The following is a 13848-nucleotide window of genomic DNA, read 5'->3' as shown; positions in this document are numbered from 1 at the left end:
TCTACTTACTTTTTGATTAACAGTCGATACCGATGTTTTGTAATACTACCTCTCCTTCATTTCCTGAATTTATTGACGAATGAATAAGGGTAGAAGTTACTTTTCGTCCAATAGAAAACTAAAAGTAATAATAAAAGTGATCACCAGCTTGGTAATCACTATAATTGAATCTTATTAGTATTTTTTCATATCCTCTTCAAAATTGCGAAACAGCCGTTTCAGCTCTTTAATATGAGTAGATAGCTCCTCTTGTGTTTCCACATCTGAAACCTCAGTAAGCCCCACTTCCCAAAGATCCAAAAATTCACTTTGATAACGGTTAATATTATCAAAGTTTGTAAAGTTACCATATAACACTAAACTCGATTGATGATGTTCGTTTATGGAGGTCATCATTGAACTTGACAGTACTTGAAGCGTTTTTACATCAAAATCTTCTGATTGATTCACTTCTTCCAAACCGTCTATGTATTCCTCAGTGCTATATAGCAAAGACCTCTGTGCATCAACAAATTCTATGTATTGTCTATCAGCCATTTCACTATTTGCCTTATATAAGTAGAAGTTTACTAGCAATGAAACTACTAAAACAATGATTAATATAATTCCTATAATGGTGTACTTTCGTGGTATCATACATGGCTCCTTCCAATGTTTTCTACTCATTTATATTAAATTACAAATCATTACATTGGAAGTAGCAATAATTTCCTTTTTAATTCGCTTTAGTCACAATGCTCTTCTAAAAAGCTTGTGTATTGGTCTGTCATCGCATATAGTAACCCAACACCCAGAAAAATAAGTATGGAAGTCACTTCATTCAGCTCATAAGTTTGAATGTGCTTAACATCAAAACTCCTCTGGAAAATGACCATCCCCAAGAAGGAACCAGTTAATGGAAAAATCAGCATTCTAATCATTGCATAATTCATAAACTTTTCTATACCCAAAGTCAAAGGGACCATAATAACACCGAACAAAATCCAACTGAACATCCAAACATAGAATAGGAGATCGCCAATTAAATCAACATGTTCAGTAGTCGTGATTTTACTTCCTTCCAATGCATCTAATAACCATACTCCAAACGTAAATGAAACTGAAAAAACGAGAAATAATATGAAGTATCGGGTATTTCTTTTCAAAGCGAATCTCCCCCATTGAGCCATCAAATGCCTTAACTTAACGTTTTTTTATGTGATTGAACGTTTCGGTATAACTTAAGCAAGTTATATAAACTATTTAATGCAATCCCTGTTCCAATTAACATATAGAAGATTTGAAATCCCTTTAATGCATAAGCCCAAATGACACCCAAAGCGAATAGAAAAATAAATACATGAAAGAAAAGCTGAAACTTCGTATAACCATCTAATTTATTCAAAATGTTTTCCCCCTAATATTTTATTTCATTAATAAAAAAGCTAGTGTAAGTGCTACAAAGAACGTTATAAAAATGACTTTCGTAACATTGGATTCTTTTATGGAGACTCCAAGCCTTCTTTCAACAAACCTTATAAAGGCGGCAATAAGTAAGACACCAAAAAAACAAAAAGCTTGTCCTAAAGTATCATCAAAGACGATCATGTACCTGAACATTGCAATGCCAAAGAAAAGAAGACCTGCGTACCCTAGACTCAAGTAAAAGTAAATTTCCTTCAAAACGGTCCTCCCTACTTTTTGTTGAAACCAAACACTAGATAATAAGGAAAAATATTGATAAATATAGTATTGTTTTCTACTATAGCATTTATCTTTTAGTGGTTAAATGCAAATTGCTGACACACTACTCCCCCTAGTTTTATTTAGTAGGTTTCGCCCAGATTAAATAGACCATATCAGCCCAATACCTTTCAACATGCTCCACTTGTAATGGAGAGCTTTCTACAATTTCAAGGATATTTCGATTCCAATGACAGCCAGCGACTTTTTTAAAGAGAGGATCAATTACGTTTTGAGTAGAAGACAATAGGACGTTTGAACTTAAGCCGTGTTCCATTAAAAGGACCGTTCCATCTTTTTCGCACCAATTATTAAACTTATTTAATACTTCACCTGGGTTCGGATAACTACATAGCGAAAGCGTTGATAACACAGTATCAAAAGAATTGGGCTCTACCTTCAAGTTTTCCACGTCTTCATGAATGAAGTCAGCATCGATTTCATACTGCCTAGCCGTTTGTCTTGCACTTTTGATCATCTCAGGACTAAAATCAACTCCTGTGACGTGCACATTTTCTTTATCATAGTAGGGAAAGTTTGATCCTACACCAACCCCTACCTCTAGTACTTTTCCTTTGGCATTCTTTATGAGTCGACTTCTCCACTTACCTAGAGTTGGGTTGTTCAGATTCTTCTCGTACATTTTTACATGCTTATCATACTTTTTAATGAGCTTTTCCTTCTTCATCCTTTCACTTCCTTTTTATAAATCTATTAAGTACCTCTTATCCTTACTTCAAGGAATTCTTAAATACATAACTCTTTAATGTGTAGTGTATTCAATTTAAGGACTCCTTTACTTATGCAAAACTTATTAATATGACAAAATTAAATAAAATTAAACACTCTCAATTGCCCTTACATCTTTATCTATGAAGATCACAATCCCCCAAAACACTACCCAAACTCCAGCAAAGACATAAACAATGCTGGCTGAGAGTTGATCCGCAACATAGCCTCCTAATACGGAAAAGACGGGAATCATGATGGTCGCTAATGCTGTAGTTAAATTGTTCACCCTACCTCGATATTCGTCTTCTACTAACGTAATAATTAATGAAGAAAAGGCGATATTAAATACTGTGAGTAAAAAACTCATTATAAAATATACAGTCATGCCCGCATAAATGTTAGATAATGTTCCAACCAACATCATAGAGAGACCAGCTCCACTCATACTTAGACCAAACATCATGTAAGGCTTAACGAAATTGATAATTCGGTTAGCAAATAACCCAACGACTACTCCAGCTACTGCTCCGATAGCATTAAACCAACCAAAAACAATGGAACCTGAGCTATATTGCTCTCGCACAATTACAACGAACAACGGACCAATTACAGATGCTACATTGATGACCATTCCAATGATGATCAGTTTAAATAACGGACGAAACGAGCGCATTAATTGAAATGTATCTTTTATATCTGAAATATAGGATTGTTCCTTCTTTTCCCTTACACTTTCTACATCCCCTGCAGATTCATTCGTTTTAGATAAAGATAAATCTATTAAAAGTTTCAATAATATACTAGCTAGTAAATACAAAGCAGCATGAGAAAGCATTACCCCAATAAACCCAATTAAAGCAATTAAAAAACCGCTCATAGACTTACCTAAGGTTAGGGCGATTTGAGAGGAAGATGATATGTACCCATTCACCTGGACAATTCTTTCCCTTCCTACGATACGAGGGAGAAGCTTACTTCTCGCTGGTTTAATGGTAGCCATACCTATGTCGTGAATAATTACTCCGAGATAAAGTAGAATTACAAAGTAATCTAACAAGAAATAATAGATAAAAGCCATGCTTATGCCCACAAAAATCATAAGAGCAAAGCCTAATTGCATTGTCCATTTCGGATTCTTATAATCAGCTAATACCCCAATAAAAGGACCCACAATGACTTGTGTTAAAAAACTGATAGCTGTGACGAATGAAGCTAATAAGGCTGAACCGGATTGATCATATATGTACCAAAAGATCGCTACATCATACACGCTGTCTGCTAGAGCAGTTAAGAATTGATTGGATACAATAACACTCATATTTTTCTCGTGATTTGTAAGGTTGAACATTTTACCACCTAAACTTTATACACTATCAAGTTAATTTCCATTTAACTCCATTCCCTTGCAAATCACCTTAAAACCTTATAACTTTATTCAATACCATATAATCTCTCCTTATGTAGTTTTCATGCTTAATCGAACCTACCTTTTTCTAGCATTATTACTTAATTTTAAAATTCCTAGAACCCGTGCTCTTTAGAGAATAAAAAAAGAACCTATCTTGAACAAGATAAGCTCTCTAAAAGATTAACCCCTGGTGGACTATTCACTTATTAAGAATGTCTTCCCATTCTCCTGCTTCACTTTCTTCTGCTTCATTAAAGTCCCTATTGCACGTTTAAATGCTGCCTTACTAATCTTAAACGTATCACGAATTGCATCAGGATCACTTTTATCTGTAAAAGGCATTTCGCCACCGTTTTTCTCTAGGTAACGTAGGATCTGCTCAGCATCTTCTCCTAATGCTTCCTCTTTCACGGGACGTAATGATACGTTTAAGGAACCTACACCTTTCACTTCAATGACGCGTCCTTTCACCCATTCTCCAAGTCTCGGCTCTTCTTTACGCTCGGTATGATGAATAAATCCCTGGTAACCTTCTTCGGTGAAGATTGCGGACACCTCTGGATTCAAGCGATATACGCGACCACTAATCGGTTTATGCAAAAGGTCTTCTGGTGCTGGTTCCGCTTCATATTCCACAATATTTTCTGTTGCAGGTTTCGCAATGAGACGATTGCTTTTATCCAAGTCTAAGCGAACGTACAATTCGTCATGAACAAAAGGCCATAGACTCTTCTTTGGAGGAAGGTCATCCATAGAAACCAAAATGTGTTTTGGAATGCCAATATCAACAAAAACACCTAGGTTATTCACTACATCTACGACTTCGCACCACGCATATGTGTCGAAATCGATCTCTGGAATATAGGTTGTTGCCACCATTTTTCCTTGCTTGTCATGATAAAGAAACGCTTCAAGTTCCTCGTCTACTTCCACTTCTTCAACAGCATCATTGAAATGAAGCATAACCTCTTCACGACCATCTGTTAGTACATACCCATGTTCAATGGTTCTAGCGACGGTAAACGTACCGACCGTTCCAACTTCTATTGTATTCATGTATCTTGTTCATCCTAACTACTTCAAATTTGGGAAGGACTTTTTTCTATCCCATTTATCAAAAAAACGTTATATCTACTTCTTTTGCTAATCTACACTGAAACATGTCCATTATACAGAAGCCCGTCATTTATGTGAAACTTTATTTATTATTTTCAAGTATAAACCAAGATATAACATGAGTGCTGGTATTGTAGCAAAACAATGTCTCTTCAGTACTTAAAAGTAATCACAAGACCTGCTTTATCATCAGACTTTTTAAACCTTGGGTACTTCAAGCATTCTGGATCAGATTCCTCAAGCTCCATTAACTCATTCGCATACTTCTTGAGCCCCTTTTGAAGAATACGTTGAGCAACATAATCCCAATAATTTTCATTAGCAGGTACACTCTCAAGAGGCAAAAACAATCCATCAGTCATTAAAATAAGGTGCTTTAATCCGACTTTATTGATTTCCCCGTACTCCGTATAATCAATAGCACTCTCTTCGCCATTCAATACACCATATCCTTCCGGTGTATTACTTTTCATTCTATTGGAAATCAGGATGTCTTTGACTTCATTCATTAAATCTTCTCTAGCGTTTACTCCATTTTGTACAAGCTCTATCCATCTATTTAGCGCTTTATTTTCTAAGTGTTCTGTTTGGAGATGAGTTAAGGGTCGAACATGGTCATCTTGATAGACTACAAGAATCATACAATCCCCTGTTTGAATAAACTCAACGCCTCTCTCAGAAATCTTAACCATCGCTACAGCAGTACCCCAGAGCTTTTCTTTCTTTACCATATCAATTCCGTACGCTTCCATTTTCTCTCTAATATTTTGATTGATCATGAACAAGTCCTGAGATAGATGAGTGGAATGATGTACATGTTCAAAATACTTTTTCACTTCATTCGATGCGATATATCCACCTGTAAGATTATCATCACTTTTAAAAGGCACCAGGGAAGATACTCCGTCCGCAACACCATATAGAGAAATGTCATCATTTAGAATTAGTGAATCTTCATTTAGTTCTCCCACACCTTTATACGTAATTGTCTCTATTTTCACGATCGCTCACCACCTAAAATTCCTTTTGTTTCATCGTTATCTTTTAAAATGACTAGCTTAGTATTGTACTCGGATAACCTCTTCAATATCTCAGGCTTCTCTTTGTTTTCGTAGTTTTTATTCCACATGAACATCCTCTTAAATATTTGGAATGTTGGGTTATAATTGGATTTCTCGGTTCCTATTTTTTGTAAGAAAAATCGCTTTATTATTCTATAATTTCTTATTGAATAAGGTGTGTCTAGAAAAATAATGAGGTCCGCTTCGCGAAAACTCTCCCCTACCCAATTATGATGAACACCCTCAATAATCCACCGTTTCGATTGAACAATACTTGATAAATAGTTATCTCGTTCCTGTTCAGTCCGACGAATATCTCCATTCTCTGATCTCATCCAAACGACATTGTCTAGCTCATAATGAGGAATCCTTAACTGCGAGGACAGGTTTCTTGCTAGCGTAGTTTTGCCGCTTCCAACTGAACCGATAATATGGATTTTGTTTATGTTCTTTACCACGCAATCACCACTTCAACTCATTTACTAGTCTCTCAAAAAGCCACCTTCTGAATTTAGGATCTGTCCTGTAACCCAATCAGCTTCCTCACAACTGCCCCCGAATTCTCTAATTTCTTCTCTAAACTCATGAGGCCAATTCTCTTCTGCCTCCCAATGTGAAAAGAAAATGCCCGCCCCGTCTTTTGCTAACTTACGGCAAACTGCTGCGCCGATTCCCTCACTGTGACTTACGCCTGTGACTAGTGCAATCTTTTTCTCTAGTTTAGTCATTTCTGTAACACCTCAATTTGCTTTCACGAATCTCTTACATCTTCTTCCTACTAACTTATAATGAAAATAGAAAAAGATAAAGAAAGATTTGATTAAATTTTTCAGAAAATGATGAATAGGGTATTCCAACTATAGATGGGAAGCCTAGATTTTTTTCTTGCAATATAAGTAAGTACATATTATGATGTTATCGAAAGCGCTTTCGATGCTTGAGAGGGTGTAATGATGAATGGTAACAATTTACGATATAGCAAAGAAAACAGGGTACTCTGTAACGACGGTTTCTAAAGCATTAAACAATTATGCCGATGTCAGCCAAAAGACAAAAAAAGCTATTTTAGAAGCTGTTGAGGAAATGGGGTATTTACCTAATTCCCACGCCAGAACATTAACGACGAAAAAGTCATGGACAATTGGCGTTATTTTTATTGAATCCCTAGGCATTGGAATGAAACATCCTTTCTTTAATGCTGTTATTGAAAGCTTCCGAAAGAATGTTGAGGTTCTGGGGTATGATTTATTATTTGCATCTAGAATGATTAACAATCAACAAAAAAGCTACTTAGAGCAATTTAAATATCGAGGCGTTGATGGAGTGGTTGTCGTTTGCTCTAGTTTTAATGATGAGCAAGTGAAAGAGCTAATGGACTCCTCTATTCCTACTGTAGTCATAGACCTACATAGCAAAGAATCTGCAGTCGTGAATTCCGATAACTTTGCAGGAAGCTATAAGGCTGTGGAATACTTGTATTCTTTAGGTCACCGATCTATAGCCCATATCGCTGGACACGCAACAACATTTGCTGGCCAAGAACGAAGAAACGGCTTCTTAACATCCACCAAAACGATGGGGTTAGATGTACCGGATGAATACATCGTGAATGGAGATTATTTCTCTCGAGAAGGTGGCTACAATGCCATGAAAAAGCTCTTATCTCTTCCGAATCCACCAACTGCCATATTTGCAGCAGCAGATAATTTGGCTATTGGTGCTATTGAAGCGATAAAGGATGCAGGGTATCAAGTACCTGATGATTTCTCCATCATAGGATTTGATGATATAGAATTAGCACAGTTCATAAACCCACCTCTTACAACGATCCGACAAGACACTACATTAATCGGTAAAGAATCGGCTGATTTACTCATTAAGCAAATCAACACACAACAGAAAATAGCCGAAAGTGTTTTGGTACCAGTTGATTTAGTCATTCGCGATTCGTGCAGGTTTTTGGTTCAGGAAGAAAAATCAAAAACGTAAATTATTCAAAAGGAAAACGTCTAGGGTTCATCCACCCTAGACGTTTAATTGTTTCCTGGAACTATTACACCATTTTTTATTTTGTTACAGAATATTCTCCTCTTAACCATACAAATTTAAAACCGTCCCTGTTCCAATCATGCAGAATGGAACCCATATATATTCGCATACTACTCAAAGGTATGCTGTTCAAAGGTTCTGGCGAATAACAAAAAAATAAACCGAGTAGCTAAGGGAGTTTTCCCACTACTCGGTTTATAAATTGATTAATTTGCTAACTTTTTCTCTGCAATTAAATCATCTAACTTTTCTTTTTGAGCAACAAGTTCTTCAATAGATGGTTCATAAGAGTGTTGTGTACCCGTCTCTTGCTGACTATACGGTGAAGTACCCATCCCCATGTTTAAAGGAGACGATTGTACCAAACTACTTAGTTGAGCACCATTTTGTTCATATAAACGATAACCCACTGCACCAACTACAGTTCCTGAAACAAATCCCATTAGAAAATCTTGATTAAACGCCATGTACTTTTCCTCCTTAGTATTTAATGAATATATTGACTTCTTTTTATATCATGGAAAATTTCCAACAAGTTAACAGCCCAAGTGGCTAAAGATACATGAAGAATGTTTTTTGTTCCTAACGAGAACATACTAACAATCCCTGTTATAACATCTGGGTGACTGAACTTATTTTTACCGTGAGATAAAACAGTATAAGCTGTAGAAATTACAACCGCATAATCAAGTGTATCTGGTCGATTACCTATAGTCTTACGAGTATAGGCGATAAGAATTAATAACCCTGAAATCAACGAACGAAATATATCTTTTCGAATATTCGGTTTAACCTGAACCATTAAATTATCTAATGGATCCAAATCAGTCTGTTTAAAAAAGAGTGAAATATATTCTAAGATATTTTTTCGACTAACTACATCAGAATTATATTCAATGACCATTGATTGAATAATCGGTTCAATTTTGACATCCTTAATACCATTTAAGGAAGAAAACATATATTCAATAGCATGATATTCTTTTTTATCTCCTAATGCTGGAATAATTATACGTAGCCGACCGGGAATTTCGTGAATGATAGCGTATTTCACTTCCACTTTTATGTTCCCCCCAGAATAAAATTTTGGCTCCATTCAGTACAACTAAGATGGTAGCACCATTATGCAGCGCAGCTCCGATGATTGGGGAAATAACACCTAAGGAACCAAGTAATATGGCGGAGGTATTAACTACGATTGTTACTACAAAATTCTGCTTAATCGTTTTCATTGTTTGATGAGAAAGCCTTATGGTATCTGATATCGCTAATGGATCATCTGAAGTAATAATGATGTTACTAGCCTCCATTGCAATATCAGTCCTCTTTGCTCCCATTGTTAACCCAATGTCTGCATGTGCGAGGGAAGGAGCATCATTTATACCATCCCCAACCATCATAACTGTATTATTTCTTTGTTTATAGGTTTTAATACAATGTGCTTTCTCTTCAGGCATTAATTCAGCTTGATACGAGTCCAAATGCAGTTCTTCAGCTATTGTTTGAGCTGCATGCTCCTTATCACCAGTAAGCATGATAATTTCACCAATACCTTGTCTTCGTAATTGATCTACTGTTCGTTTCATCCCATTTCGTACCTGGTCATAAATACTGATCATGCCGATTAATTGGTAATCATAAGATACATAAACAAAATTGTTATCACTCTGTACGTCATATTCGTAAGTTGATAATGGGGAAACGTCTACATTTGCATCATTCATAAACATTAAGTTACCAACATGAACATGCTTTTCATTTACAACTGCATGGATCCCCCTACCAATAACGGTTTCCATTTGGCTATGGTCATGCTCAGGCACTTCAACATTCATTTCCTTTACCTTTTTTAATATCCCTTCCGCTATAGGATGAGATGAGTGCTCTTCCGCAGATGCAGCATACCGAATAACATCCTCCTCTGAATTACCATAGAAAGCAATAATTTTTTCCACCACAGGTTTTCCTTCTGTGATAGTGCCTGTTTTATCAAGGATTAATGTGTTCGTTTTGCTCAAACTTTCAATAACTTCTCCACCTTTAATTAAAATACCCTTCTGGGCAGCTTTTCCTATTGCGGAAGAGATGGCAGTAACCGTTGATAGTTTTAAACCACATACGTAATCAATAACCAACATATTTAACACACGGTTCCAATCTTTTGTAAACACATAGACAAGTCCGGCCATTAAAAAGGAAACCGGGACAAGTTTTTCTGATATTCGATCAGATATCGTTTGAATTGGGGCCTTTTTATTTTGTGCTTCTTCAATCATGTGCACAATCTTTTTGACAGTAGTATCTTCGCCAATTTTTTCCACTTTAATTTTCAAATGCCCATCCTTCAAAATGCTTCCAGCGTACACATGGCTATTCCTGATGACTTCATTGGGAATGTATTCTCCAGTTATGGATGACTCATCTATAGATCCCGCTCCATCTATGACTATTCCATCTACAGGAATCTTTTCTCCGATAAAAACTGCAATTTCATCTCCTTGTTGAATTTCTTGAAGAGGAACTTTTACTTCCGCACCTGATTCACTAATTTTCCATACGTAAGACACATTTAACTGCAGCATATTACGTACATAATTCTGGGTACGATTCATTGAATAAGAAGAAAGGAGATCACTTATATTGGACATGATCGTTATGACTAGGGCTGACTTAGGTGTTCCCTTTAAAATAGAAGCTAAAATAGCTGATGAAGTTAGAGTATCAGCGTTCACACGATGGTCTTTTATCAGGGACTGAAAACCATTTTTGAATATGTCGACAGAAGAAAAAAGAGCTGCTATTGAGGAAAACTGCCTAAAATTAGATAGGCCCATTTTGGATATGCGAGAAGTTGAGAACAAAATATCTAAGATGACAACACCTGACCCTAGAATAATATGGAATAGGTTTTTCTTTGCTTGAGCAAGGTCTTGATTATGATTTTCAAATGGGAATTTAGATAATCGCGCCTTAATCATTTCCACAATTTGTTCCCAAGATATCTCTGCAGAGTGATATATTAAAACAGATTGTGTTTCCACTGTGTAATAGGCTGACTTAACACAAGGCACAATACGGAAAAATGACTCTATTTCAACTGGCCTATTTTCTGAGTGAACTCTTAACCGAGTACGGCCTGGCAGTTTATGTATAACAGTGTAATTAGTTATCATCTTTAATTTCTACCTCATTTTTAATAAGGGTGTAGGCCCAAAACAATAAACTGCTAGAAAAGGCAGGATTTCTATTGAAACCCGTTACTCCTTTACCTAACATGATCAACAAAAGTAAAGAGTCTACATCTACCTTACCTGAAGTTCTTTTTTTAATAAGACCATCAAAAGAATTTACGGTACCACGCATTTTCTTCATTAATTCCGATTCCATGCTTGGATACAATTCTTGAGATACATTTACCGCGTGTTGCAATAATTGGTGAAAATGATCAGGGTCTAAATGTTGTACATTAAACTCCAGTAATAAACTACCAGTATATGGAGAGCATTTAACGTCTTTAATGACTGGTATTTGTTTGTATGAGCTTTCTAATGACTGTGCGACTAATTTGTTTTTCCATTGGTCACACTGTAATCTAATTCTCCCCGGCATAACATGTAGAATGTGTATCTTTTGATCTTTCAAGTTGGAAAGTAGCTTGGGTGCGATTATAGACGTGCTAATACCCAGCAAAGAAGAGATCATGTGTTAGGTATCTCCTTTCTTTTCCTTACTTATTGCCATTCAATATGGATCCTAAAGTTTCAATCCACATTTCAATTTGGTATAAATCTGTAACAGGAGTTGCATCAAATTTCACTAATAAACTTCCTGTTTCGTTTGAATAAGTAACCGAACGAATTCTATTTTCATTCTTACATTCGAATATTAAGCGTGTGATTATTTCAGGATGTTGTTTCCACAGAGGAGAACATAGACGTACTCTACCTGGTATGTAATGTAAAATAGTTATTTGATTCTTTTCTAACAAATCTTTTATACGTCTTGTTAGTAATAGTTTTTTTACTTCATAAAGCATTTGTGTACCTCTTTTTACCCGCCAATTTATACTAGCTTTCATTACGCTACTATTATAGACATAATATTGATTTTCATACTTAGATTGAGAAGAGTATTGATACCTCACCAATGATAAGCTGCCACAGTGTCACTAGTGGTTGTAAGAAGGGAAAGGGAGGAATTGATACGATTCCACTTTAATAAAGCAAAGCGATGTTTTATTCGATCATGATTGTGTACTTGTATTAAACCTATTATTACTTTCACCCTTATATTCTGGAGCACTTATAGAAGTACTTGTCCTGCACGAGCGATTGATTGTTATGATTTACTTATTTTTCAATTTGACACATAGAGTTTCCCCATTATAGAATTGTATCCATAACAAAAAGTTTCCTTAGGTAAACTTTTTGTTACTAGGTGAAATATTGAAGTGTGTAAGCGCACTTTATCTTCACCAATTTCAGAATAAAAAGGATGAGTATATGGTTTCATGGTTACGTTCAAGTAAAATCGCGTCTGCAATATTAACTCTATTAAGATTGTTTGTTGGGTGGAAATTCCTTTCAGCAGGATGGGGGAAAATGTTTGGACCAGAACCTTTTAATGCAACTGGATTCATAAAAGGAGCTATTAGTAAATCTAGTGGAGAACACCCCTCAGTACAACAGTGGTATGCAAGTTTTCTAGAAAACTTCGTCTTACCGAATGTTGAACTTTTCAACTTCTTAGTTCCTTTAGGAGAAGTCCTCGTTGGAACTGGATTGATCCTAGGTGTATTCACAAGATTTTCTAGCTTGATGGGTGCATTTCTAAACTTTAGTTTCTTATTCGCGGGTACTATTAGTGTTAATCCTAATCTCATCATAATGGAATTTATCATTATTGCTAGTGGTACAAATGCCGGTCGTTATGGAATTGATTATTATTTGAGTCCTTTACTTGGTAGGACCACTCGCTCTAAAAATAACACGGATGAAATTAGACAATACTAAATAATAGATTAATATATTTAGTAAATTGCATACCTCTTTCTGAACAAATCTTAGATACTGAAGATTTGTTCAGAAAAATTTTAGGTTATAGAAAGTACTAGAGGTGGAGTAATAAATGAAAAACTTGCTTACCAAATCGTTAGGTTGGAGTACAAAGATCACTGTTTTCACTGTAATCCTTGCTGCTATTTTTTCTTCTATATCAACATTTGTATTATCTAATTCTTCTATTTTATTAGGAATATCTATTGTCCTATTCTTTATTCTGTTTGGAATTGCATCAGATACAATAGGACTGTCAGCAGCTGCTGCAAATGAGTCTCCATTCCATGCAATGGCAGCAAAGAGGATTAATGGGGCAAAAGAATCCGTACAAATTTGCAAAAACGCAGAAGTGTTTTCAAGTTTTTTTAATGATGTAGTCGGAGATATATGTGGTGTCATTAGTGGATCAGCTTCGGCATCAGTAATATTACAAATATCACTAATGGCTGGTCAAAGCGAGAATTCTATTTATTATTCGATTATAGCCATTATTTTCACCAGTATTGTAGCCGGATTTACAGTAGGTGGAAAAGCTTTATGTAAGGAAATCGCCATTCGAGGCTCTACAAAAATCATCTTTTTCATGGGTAAATTCATTTATTTATTAGAAACTAAATTTTCTTTCCGAATATTTACACATGTGAATAAACTAAAAGAAAGTTGATCTTTTCTCTCCCCCAATGACTACCCTACTAAATATAAT

Annotated in this window: 18 protein-coding genes; 3 read left to right on the top strand and 15 right to left on the bottom strand. The window is 35.7% G+C overall.

The features are described from left to right. Positions 1-174: 174 nt before the first annotated feature. From GS400_RS05740 to GS400_RS05695, 10 genes are all read right to left on the bottom strand, one after another. Positions 175-636 carry a hypothetical protein gene (locus GS400_RS05740; protein ID WP_160099860.1) on the bottom strand — a complete coding sequence of 154 codons (462 nt, stop codon included), beginning with the start codon at positions 634-636 and terminating at the stop codon, positions 175-177. 89 nt (positions 637-725) lie between these two features. Beyond that, the gene (locus GS400_RS05735) at positions 726-1145 is read right to left on the bottom strand and encodes a hypothetical protein (RefSeq protein ID WP_160099858.1); all 420 of its coding nucleotides are present in this window, start codon (positions 1143-1145) and stop codon (positions 726-728) included. A gap of 32 nt (positions 1146-1177) precedes the next feature. Beyond that, positions 1178-1384, bottom strand: a complete 207-nt coding sequence (locus GS400_RS05730; protein WP_160099856.1) for a hypothetical protein — start codon at positions 1382-1384, stop codon at positions 1178-1180. 20 nt (positions 1385-1404) lie between these two features. Continuing rightward, complete coding sequence (locus GS400_RS05725) at positions 1405-1662, bottom strand: hypothetical protein (protein ID WP_160099854.1); 258 nt, start codon at positions 1660-1662, stop codon at positions 1405-1407. Positions 1663-1801: 139 nt separating this feature from the next. Then, the gene (locus tag GS400_RS05720) at positions 1802-2410 is read right to left on the bottom strand and encodes a class I SAM-dependent methyltransferase (RefSeq protein WP_160099852.1); all 609 of its coding nucleotides are present in this window, start codon (positions 2408-2410) and stop codon (positions 1802-1804) included. A gap of 150 nt (positions 2411-2560) precedes the next feature. Continuing rightward, the gene (locus GS400_RS05715) at positions 2561-3802 is read right to left on the bottom strand and encodes an MFS transporter (protein WP_160099850.1); all 1242 of its coding nucleotides are present in this window, start codon (positions 3800-3802) and stop codon (positions 2561-2563) included. A gap of 255 nt (positions 3803-4057) precedes the next feature. Then, positions 4058-4918, bottom strand: coding sequence for a CvfB family protein (locus GS400_RS05710; RefSeq protein ID WP_160099848.1), 861 nt, complete (start codon positions 4916-4918; stop codon positions 4058-4060). Positions 4919-5130: 212 nt separating this feature from the next. Further along, on the bottom strand, positions 5131-5979 hold the full coding sequence (locus GS400_RS05705; protein ID WP_236561162.1) for a protein phosphatase 2C domain-containing protein: 849 nt from the start codon (positions 5977-5979) through the stop codon (positions 5131-5133). Beyond that, positions 5976-6497, bottom strand: coding sequence for an AAA family ATPase (locus tag GS400_RS05700; RefSeq protein WP_160099846.1), 522 nt, complete (start codon positions 6495-6497; stop codon positions 5976-5978). Before GS400_RS05700 ends, GS400_RS05705 begins: the two co-directional genes overlap by 4 nt. A gap of 24 nt (positions 6498-6521) precedes the next feature. Continuing rightward, positions 6522-6767 carry a hypothetical protein gene (locus GS400_RS05695; protein WP_160099844.1) on the bottom strand — a complete coding sequence of 82 codons (246 nt, stop codon included), beginning with the start codon at positions 6765-6767 and terminating at the stop codon, positions 6522-6524. Positions 6768-6996: 229 nt separating this feature from the next. On the opposite strand from GS400_RS05695, the gene GS400_RS05690 reads away from it, so the two are divergent. Further along, entirely contained in the window at positions 6997-8028 is a 1032-nt protein-coding gene (locus GS400_RS05690; protein ID WP_160099842.1) for a LacI family DNA-binding transcriptional regulator, read from the top strand. A gap of 266 nt (positions 8029-8294) precedes the next feature. Here the strand turns inward: GS400_RS05690 and GS400_RS05685 are convergent, their stop codons facing one another. The 5 genes from GS400_RS05685 to GS400_RS05665 are packed head-to-tail and all read right to left on the bottom strand — an operon-like array spanning position 8295 to position 12124. Continuing rightward, positions 8295-8555 (bottom strand): hypothetical protein, encoded by a 261-nt coding sequence (locus GS400_RS05685; RefSeq protein WP_160099840.1) that lies wholly within the window; start codon positions 8553-8555, stop codon positions 8295-8297. 20 nt (positions 8556-8575) lie between these two features. Next, positions 8576-9148 carry an HMA2 domain-containing protein gene (locus tag GS400_RS05680; RefSeq protein WP_236561160.1) on the bottom strand — a complete coding sequence of 191 codons (573 nt, stop codon included), beginning with the start codon at positions 9146-9148 and terminating at the stop codon, positions 8576-8578. Continuing rightward, the gene (locus GS400_RS05675; RefSeq protein WP_160099836.1) at positions 9075-11261 is read right to left on the bottom strand and encodes a heavy metal translocating P-type ATPase; all 2187 of its coding nucleotides are present in this window, start codon (positions 11259-11261) and stop codon (positions 9075-9077) included. The genes GS400_RS05680 and GS400_RS05675 overlap by 74 nt, the downstream gene beginning before the upstream one ends. Next, positions 11251-11790: an HMA2 domain-containing protein gene (locus tag GS400_RS05670; RefSeq protein ID WP_160099834.1), complete on the bottom strand. Its 540-nt coding sequence runs from the start codon at positions 11788-11790 to the stop codon at positions 11251-11253. Before GS400_RS05670 ends, GS400_RS05675 begins: the two co-directional genes overlap by 11 nt. Before the next feature lie 25 nt (positions 11791-11815). Further along, positions 11816-12124 (bottom strand): HMA2 domain-containing protein, encoded by a 309-nt coding sequence (locus GS400_RS05665; RefSeq protein WP_160099832.1) that lies wholly within the window; start codon positions 12122-12124, stop codon positions 11816-11818. Between the two features lie 466 nt (positions 12125-12590). Here GS400_RS05665 and GS400_RS05660 point away from each other — a divergent pair, with 466 nt between their 5' ends. Continuing rightward, positions 12591-13100, top strand: coding sequence for a DoxX family protein (locus tag GS400_RS05660; protein WP_160099830.1), 510 nt, complete (start codon positions 12591-12593; stop codon positions 13098-13100). Positions 13101-13215: 115 nt separating this feature from the next. Continuing rightward, positions 13216-13809, top strand: coding sequence for a hypothetical protein (locus GS400_RS05655; RefSeq protein WP_160099828.1), 594 nt, complete (start codon positions 13216-13218; stop codon positions 13807-13809). The last annotated feature ends 39 nt before the right edge of the window (positions 13810-13848 follow it).

The sequence above is a fragment of the Pontibacillus sp. HMF3514 genome, from assembly GCF_009858175.1.
Classification (GTDB): Bacteria; Bacillota; Bacilli; order Bacillales; family BH030062; genus Pontibacillus.
This window is presented reverse-complemented; position numbering and strand designations above follow the sequence as displayed.